This is a genomic window from Ligilactobacillus pabuli, from assembly GCF_022836475.1.
In the GTDB taxonomy this organism is placed as follows: Bacteria; Bacillota; Bacilli; order Lactobacillales; family Lactobacillaceae; genus Ligilactobacillus; species Ligilactobacillus pabuli.
The window spans coordinates 1-1363 of record NZ_BQXH01000046.1 but is presented as its reverse complement, the minus strand read 5'-3'; the positions used below and the strand labels follow the sequence as shown (position 1 = coordinate 1363).

Here is a 1363-nt window from a genome sequence, read left to right as displayed (position 1 = left end):
GATCAGGTAGATAGGATGGAAGTGGAAGTGCTGTGAGGCATGGAGCGGACCATTACTAATCGGTCGAGGACTTAACCAAAGAGTCGCGCGAGTGACTCGGTCCAAAGAATTACGAGAAATGAATGTTATTCAGTTTTGAGGGAATGGATCTCTCAAAAATAAACAAAAGTGCGGCGATTATTGCACAAAGGCTACACCTGTTCCCATGCCGAACACAGAAGTTAAGCTTTGTCACGCCGATAGTAGTTGGGGGATCGCCCCCTGTGAGGGTAGGTCGTTGCCGCGCTTAGTTAAGTCATCCTGAGTGGATGGCTTTTTTTGTGTCCTAAAATTGGAGATAACGGCAAAAGAAAATAGCTAATCACACAAAATAGGGTCGAAGTCGTCAATTACTTCGGTCCTATTTGTGTTAGACAAAAAGTTAATTTGAAAATTTTCTGTTTGGTCAATTGGAGTTGTTTACGATTACCGCTCCGTTTATCTGTGCGTCGCTGATGAATAAACTACTGACATTTTTTGTTTGACTATTACTGACTTTATTTGACTAAATAATCTTAATTTTTGAAAAAATGCTGTTATAACGGCAAAAATTGACTATAAAAACATTTTAAAAATGTTTGACTATCTTTGACCAACGGTGTACTATAGAAGATGTAAAGAAAGAAAGGGGAACTAAATATTATGAATAATGAATTAGTGAATAACTTGAATCAATTGATGAACATCGGCGATGGATTCTTTGCAGACTTTGGTGAACCATTCTTTACGATGGATTCATCGAACAATTTGAAAAGTGATGTGACAACTACAAAAGATGGCTACCAAGTCACAGTTGATGTCCCAGGAGTAGCCAAGGAAGATCTTGCATTATCCTATGATCAAGATGTTTTGAGTGTTAAAGCACAACGTAAGTCAGAATTAGAGCAAAAAGATGAAAAGCAGCAAGTGATCGCAAATGAGCGTTCATATGGTGAATATGTCCGTAATTATCGTTTGCCGGATGTTGATGCTAAACAAATTAGTGCTAAAATGACTGACGGTGTTTTGACTATCAATTTGCCCAAGGCAGCTCAAAAAGAAACAGGACATCAAATCGATATCGACTAATCAGTACAGAATGCAGTGAAATGAGAGTGAACAGGTAATGAGCGGCTTTTACCGCTAGGCTAGAGTGAAAGTTAACTAGCCCCTGTTTTTTGCCTCACACAGCTTATTTAGAAGAACAGACTTAAAAAGTCAGGGGAAGACATTGAAGTGCCCCATAATTGTTAGACATAAAAATCTAATAATTATGGGGTGTTTTTTATGACTAAATATTCAACTGATTTTAAGATTATGGCAGTTCAAAGGTATTTTGACGAAA

General features: G+C 37.9%; 1 protein-coding gene and 1 rRNA gene. Both read left to right on the top strand.

Annotated features, from left to right (window positions below; translation table 11 throughout):
* Positions 1 to 169 precede the first annotated feature (169 nt).
* Positions 170 to 286 (top strand): 5S ribosomal RNA (gene rrf, locus LPAF129_RS11005).
* Positions 287 to 681: 395 nt separating this feature from the next.
* Entirely contained in the window at positions 682 to 1107 is a 426-nt protein-coding gene (locus tag LPAF129_RS11000; protein ID WP_244057173.1) for an Hsp20/alpha crystallin family protein, read from the top strand.
* Positions 1108 to 1363: the final 256 nt, after the last annotated feature.

Coding starts and splice junctions, on each gene's coding strand:
- LPAF129_RS11000 (WP_244057173.1), top strand. CDS start 682: ATGAATAATGAATTAGTGAATAACTTGAATCAATTGATGAACATCGGC.